The organism is Kitasatospora sp. MY 5-36, assembly GCF_001182915.1.
In the GTDB taxonomy this organism is placed as follows: domain Bacteria; phylum Actinomycetota; class Actinomycetes; order Streptomycetales; family Streptomycetaceae; genus Kitasatospora.
Map to the genome: position 1 here is coordinate 1 of NZ_LFVW01000735.1, position 5,147 is coordinate 5,147.

The window sequence follows — 5,147 nt, forward strand, 5'->3', positions numbered from 1 at the left end:
CTCGCCGTCTCCGGCGGCCTGCTGCTGGCGAGGATCGAGCCGGTCGTGGTCGGCTGGCTGGCCGCACTCGCCGGCCGCGGCCGCGGCCTGGTCGGCTTCCTCGGCCTGGTCCGGGCCGCCCGCGACAACTCGGGCCGGCGGCGGCCCTCCGCGCTGCCGCTGCTCGCCCTGCTGATCGCCGTCACCGCCACCGGCTTCGGGGCCACCGTGCTCGACACGGTGGACCACTCCCGGGCGCGTGCCGCGCGGCTCTCCACCGGCGGCGACGTGTCCGTCTCCGTCCCGCTCTACGCCAACCTGCCGGAGGCCTTCACCAAGGCGGCCGGCGAACTGCCCGGCGTCCGGGCGGCGACCGGCGCGTGGATCGAGGAGCGGGCCACCTTCGTCGGCGCCGACCGGGAGACCGCCGAGGCCGTCCTGGTGGTGGTCGAGCCCGAGGCCTACGCGGAGATCTCCCGCACCGTCGGGGTCGGCGGGTACGACCCGGCCAGGCTGACCGCCGCCCCGGGCGGCAAGGACGGCCCGGTCCCCGCGCTGTTCAGCCGGGACCTGGCCGCGCACCTGGCCTCGGGCGCACCGCAGGTGCGCACGCCCTCCGGCAGCCAGATGGTCACCAGCGTCGCCGGGATCGTCACCGCCACGCCCGCCTTCCCGGACCCCGGCAAGCCCTTCGTCGTGGTGCCGGCCGGCCCCGCCGCGGAGCACCTGCCGGAGCTCAAGCGGTCGAACCGGGTGAACAAGTGGTTCGCCGTCGGCGACGTCGACCCGGACCGGGTCCGCGCCCTGCTGCGGGAGCGCGCCATCGGCAGCGGCGAGCTCCTGGGTCGCGTCGCCAAGCTGATCGACGCGGAGGCCACGGCGGCCGGGAAGACCACCGCCGGCCTGCCCCCCGGCTACGTGGTGCACAGCAGCCGCGAGAAGATCGCCGAGCTGGCCGGCGACCCGGTGCAGCACGCCGCCGGGCGGCTGTTCTGGTACTCGGGCTTCGCCGCCGCCGGCTTCGCCCTGCTGGCCGTGCTGCTGACGCTGCTGCGGGCCGCGCCGGACCGTACGGCGGTGCTCGCCCGGCTGCGCACCATGGGCCTGCGGCCCCGGCAGGGCCTGGTGCTGATCATCGCCGAGGCGCTGCCGCAGACCCTGGCGGCGGCCGTCGGCGGCGGGCTGGTCGCGCTGGCCGCGGTCGCCCTGCTCGGGGGCGCCTTCGACCTCTCGGCGCTGGTCGGTGCGACCGTCGGCGAGACCCTGGCCCCGGCGGTGCTGCCGGTGCTGCTGCCCACCGCCGGTCTGGCCCTGGTGGTCGGCCTCGGGGTGGTGCTGGAGACCCTGGTCGCCGGCCGGCGCCAGATCGCCACCGAACTGCGAGCGGGGGAACGGCAATGAGGCCGGCACGGATAGCGGCGGACCCGCCGGGAGCGGCGGGCGGGGGCGGTGCACGGGCCGTGACAGCGGCCCGGTCCGCCGGGACAGTGGAGAGCGGTGCGATGAAGCAGACAGTCGAGACAGGAGACCACCGGTGAAGAGCACTCCCCAGGAGCGGACGGTCACCGAGGCCCCCAGCCTCCAGGAGCTCCAGCAGCGGGCCCTCGCCGCCGCCTCGCCCAAGGCGTACGGCGAGGGAGCGGCCATCGTCTGCGACCGGCTGGTCCGGATCTTCAGCGCGGAGGGGGTCGAGGTCCAGGCGCTCCAGGGCCTGGAGCTGACCATCCGCCAGGGCGACCTGGTCGCCCTGGTCGGTGCCTCGGGCAGCGGCAAGTCCACGCTGCTCACCATCCTCGCCGGGCTGGACGTGCCGACCGCCGGCACCGCCACCGTGGCCGGCTGCGACCTGCTGGAGATGTCGGTCAAGGAGCGGCTGCGCTACCGGCGCGAGGTGGTCGGCTTCATCTGGCAGCAGACCGCCCGCAACCTGCTGCCCTTCCTCACCGCCGCCGAGAACATCGCCCTGCCGATGCAGCTGCGCGGCCGTCGTTCGGGCGCCGGCGGGGCCCGGCAGCAGGCGGCCCGGGTGGCGGAGCTGATGGAGGCGCTGGAGATCGGCGAGCTCGCCCACCGCAAGCCCAACGAGCTCTCCGGCGGCCAGCAGCAGCGGGTGGCGATCGCGGTGGCGATGGCCAACAACCCGCCGGTGCTGCTCGCCGACGAGCCCACCGGCGAGCTGGACTCGGAGACCGCCGGGATCATCTTCGAGTCCTTCCGCACCGTCAACCGCGAACTGGGCGCCACCGTCGTGATCGTCACCCACGACCCGATGGTCGCGGGCGAGGTCCGTCGCACGGTCGCGATCCGGGACGGGCGGACCGCCAGCGAGGTGCTGCGCCGCACCGTGACGGACGAGCACGGCGAGGAGTCGGTGAACGAGCGCGAGTACGTGATGCTGGACCGCAGCGGCCGGGTGCAGCTGCCGGTCAAGTTCCTGGAGTCGCTCGGCATGGAGCACCGGGTGGCGGTCGATCTCGCCGCCGACCACATCGAGGTCCGGCCGGACGACATCGCCGGGCACTGACCGGCGGTGGGCGGCGCGGCGTCAGCTGTCGCCGCCCATCCGCTGGAAGAGGCCGCTGCCCTCGGCGTCCGCCCGGAGGTCGGGCGGCGCCTCCTCCGCGGCGCGCTCGCCGCGCGAGGTGGCGGTGCAGAGGGCGAAGACGATCAGGGCACTGGCCGCCACGGCGAGGATGCCCAGTGCGGTCAGGACGCGTAGCCAGGTCAAGGGAGTGCCTCCTGGGGGGACGGTGCGGCCCACAGCGACGTGCACGGCGCTGCCGGGGATGTATCGGCAGGTCGGGCCGCACGATCGAGTGCCCACGGACGGTTCTTCCCGCCGGGTGGCGCACGAGAGGTCGCCCGCGTAGGCGCTCGATGCACTCGTCGGGCGCGTCACACCCCGTCGCGCGCCCCCGCGGTGGCGGCCGCCCGTCCGCTCCCGGCGTCCACCTGGGCCCGCAGGGCGGCGAGGTCCGGCTTCCCGAGACCGTTCAGCGGGATCGCGGGCAGCAGCAGGAGTGAGTCCGGGGCGTACCGGCCGAGGCCGTGCGCCCGGGCCCAGCGGTGCAGCTGCTCGGCTGTCAGCCGCGAGCCGGGGACGAGGGCGACGGCGGCGTGCACCCGCTCCAGGCGGTCCGGGTCGGTGGTCGTGAACATCACCGCCTCGCGGACCTCCGGGTGGGTGCGCAGCGGCTCCTCGATCTCGCGGGGGAACACATTGTGCCCCTCGACGACCGCCATCGGGTCCCGCCGCCCGGCCACCGTCAGATAGCCGGCCGCGTCCAGGCTGCCCAGGTCGCCGGTGTGCAGCCAGCCGTCCCGGAGCACCTGCCCGGTCAGCTCCGGGTCGCGCCAGTAGCCGGCCATCGCGGTCGGCGTCCGGACGCAGATCTCCCCGGTCCGGTCCGGCGGCAGCTCGGCGCCGTCCTCGTCCAGGACGCGCAGCCCGGTGTCCGGGTACGGGCGGCCCGCAGTGGTCAGCAGCCGCGGTGCCAGGTGCTCGTCCGGGCCCAGCCGGGAGACCGGCCCGCACTCCGTCAGGCTGTAGGTCTGGTGCAGCACCCGGCCCAGCCGGCGGGTCGCCTCGGCGAGCCGCCGCGGCGAGGGCGCGCAGCCGGTGTAGCCGACCCGGCGCAGGCTGCCGGTGTCGGTCGTCGGCAGCAGCGGGTGGTCCAGCAGCCGGTACAGCAGGTGCGGCGGCAGGTACATCCGGGACACCCGGTGCCGCTCGACCGCCGCCAGCACGGCCCCGGCGTCGAACCCGTCCTGCATCACCACCGTGCCCCCCGCCGCCAGCGCCAGGTCCGCCGTGGTGCCGCCGCCGTGGCAGAGCGGGGTGCACAGCAGGAAGACCGAGCCGGCCAGCAGCGGCGGGCGCGGCGGACGGGCGAAGCGGCGTAGCACCCCCTTCGGGCGCCCGGTCGTGCCGCCGGTGAACCGCACCGCCATCACGTCCTCGGGCCGGTAGCGGGGCGCCAGCGGGGCGGGGGAGCGGGCCGCGGCGAGGTCCAGCAGGTCCGTGCCGAGCCCGAGCGGCGACGGGCCCAGCGAGAGCAGGACGGCCGAGGGCACGGCCCGCGCGACCCCGTCGGCCGCCGCCGCGCACCGGACCGGGTCGAAGACCAGCGCGGACGTCCCGGCGAACTCCGCCAGCGCCACCTGCTCGGCGACCGGCCCGTCCGGGAACGGCATCGCCACCCGGCAGCCCAGCAGGTTCGCGGCCAGCCGCACCAGCAGCGCCTCCGGCCGGTTCCCGGCCAGCACCGTCACCCCGTCCCCGCGCCCGAGCCCGGCCCGCTCCAGCGCGCGGGCGGCGCGGTGCACCAGGTCCAGGCAGCGCTGCCCGGTCCACTCCTCGTCCCCGTACCGGAGCGCCACCCGGGCGGGATCGCGGGCGAGCCCGTCCAGCACCAGCGCGGTGTACGTCGGAGCCGCCTCCGCCATGGCCCGTCCTCCTGTCTGACGGCTCGTCAGCCTAGTGGACGGCGGGCCCACGGGTGCACTGCGGTCGCCGGGGGCCCAGGAGCCCCGACGGGTGCGGGTGGGCGCCGACGGACCGGTGCGGGCCTGCGGGGTCCCCTCGGCCCCCGGCCGGAGGGCGCCCCCGCTTCCTCTCCGCGAGGCGCGCACGCTCGACGCCGAGGCCCGGTCCGGCCGGATCCGCCGAGCGGCCGGCCGGGCGTTGTTGTTAGGGTTCCCGGTCGGACGTGAACGGGGGCTCGGACTGGTGGGCGGCGGGGTGGATGCGGTCGTGGCGCCGCGCGGCGTGGTCGATCTGCGGGGCGAGGCCGGGGCGGGGTTCGTCACCGCCTACCCGGCCGACGCCGTCGTGGTGGTGTCCGGGCTGCCGGGGGCCGGGAAGAGCACGCTGCTGCGGCGCTGGTCCGGGGCGGCGGTCCGGGCCGTGGACCCGCGGACGGTGCACGAGGCCTGCGAGGCCGTGATGCCCGCCGCCCTGCCGTACGCGGTGTACCGGCCGTGGGCCCGGCTGGAGCACTTCCGGCTGCTGCGCTCCTCGGTGCGCGGTGGCGGCCCGCTGCTGGTGCACGACTGCGGCAGCCGCGCCTGGATGCGGCGCTGGCTCGCCCGGGAGGCGGCCCGCCGGGGCCGCGAACTGCACCTGGTGCTGCTGGACGTCGGCGCCGCCACCGCGCTGGACGGCCAGC

The 5,147-nt window shown here is 76.8% G+C and carries 4 protein-coding genes and 1 pseudogene; 3 read left to right on the forward strand and 2 right to left on the reverse strand.

The features are described 5' to 3' along the window. Together AE652_RS34795 and AE652_RS34800 are read left to right on the forward strand one after the other, a co-directional pair. Positions 1–1,380: pseudogene (locus tag AE652_RS34795) on the forward strand (hypothetical protein); the annotation flags it as partial. A gap of 133 nt (positions 1,381–1,513) precedes the next feature. Further along, on the forward strand, positions 1,514–2,503 hold the full coding sequence (locus AE652_RS34800) for an ABC transporter ATP-binding protein (protein ID WP_049658967.1): 990 nt from the start codon (positions 1,514–1,516) through the stop codon (positions 2,501–2,503). 21 nt (positions 2,504–2,524) lie between these two features. On the opposite strand, the gene AE652_RS34805 is transcribed toward AE652_RS34800, so the two are convergent. Beyond that, positions 2,525–2,707 (reverse strand): hypothetical protein, encoded by a 183-nt coding sequence (locus tag AE652_RS34805; protein WP_049658969.1) that lies wholly within the window; start codon positions 2,705–2,707, stop codon positions 2,525–2,527. A 167-nt stretch (positions 2,708–2,874) separates the two neighbouring features. Beyond that, positions 2,875–4,425 carry an AMP-binding protein gene (locus AE652_RS34810; RefSeq protein WP_049658970.1) on the reverse strand — a complete coding sequence of 517 codons (1,551 nt, stop codon included), beginning with the start codon at positions 4,423–4,425 and terminating at the stop codon, positions 2,875–2,877. Between the two features lie 307 nt (positions 4,426–4,732). On the opposite strand from AE652_RS34810, the gene AE652_RS34815 reads away from it, so the two are divergent. Then, a partial coding sequence (locus AE652_RS34815; RefSeq protein WP_234348651.1) for a TGBp1 family protein occupies positions 4,733–5,147 on the forward strand: 415 nt, incomplete at its 3' end.